The sequence below is a fragment of the Micromonospora sp. URMC 107 genome, from assembly GCF_051386315.1.
GTDB lineage: Bacteria > Actinomycetota > Actinomycetes > Mycobacteriales > Micromonosporaceae > Micromonospora.
The window spans coordinates 1-780 of record NZ_JBPQTK010000285.1; the positions used below are offsets into that span (position 1 = coordinate 1).

1 protein-coding gene is annotated in these 780 nt (G+C 76.7%); it reads left to right on the top strand.

What is annotated here, in order from left to right:
• Positions 1-83 precede the first annotated feature (83 nt).
• Positions 84-668: a general stress protein gene (locus tag ACSNN9_RS28525; protein WP_436676398.1), complete on the top strand. Its 585-nt coding sequence runs from the start codon at positions 84-86 to the stop codon at positions 666-668.
• The last annotated feature ends 112 nt before the right edge of the window (positions 669-780 follow it).

The window sequence follows — 780 nt, forward strand, 5'->3', positions numbered from 1 at the left end:
GGGGGAGGGAGGGGTGTTCGCATGCGGGGCGCGTTACGCCGCGACGGCGGCGGGAACGCGGGCGGTCGACGAAGGAGGAACTCATGACCACACCGTCGAGTCCCACCTCGGCATGGCGGCCCGGGATGCCGGGCGGCGACACCCTGCCGTCCGGTCCCGCCGGCCGGCCGACCGCCCCCGGCCACGACGGGCACGGCCCGGAAACCGGTCCGCCCACCGTGACGATCGGGTCGTACCCGGACTATCCGTCCGCCCAGCGGGTCGTCGACCACCTGGCCGACAACCGGTTCCCGGTCGAACACAGCGCCATCGTCGGCACGAACCTCACGCTGGTGGAGACCGTGCTCGGGCGGATGACGACCGGGCGGGCGGCCCTGGCGGGCGCCGGCACGGGTGCCTGGTTCGGACTCTTCATCGGGCTGCTGTTCGGCATCTTCACCGCCGGCAACTGGATCGCGGTGATCCTGGTCGGGCTGCTCGTCGGCGCGATCTGGGGAGCGGTGTTCGGCGCGGTCGCGCACGCGATGACCGGCGGGCGGCGCGACTTCACCTCGGCCAGCTCGCTGCGCGCGGGCCAGTACGCGGTGATCATCGACGCGCAGTTCGCCGAGCAGGCCCGTCAGCTGCTCGGCCGGATGCACATGGCGGCCTCGCCGGCCGCCCGCTGAGCGCCCGCCGGGGCGCCCGCCGGCCGGATCCGCCGGGGCGCCCGCCGGCCGGATCCGCCGGGGCGCCCGCCGGCCGGATCCGCCCGGGCCCGGCCGGCCGGCAGCCGGGGGC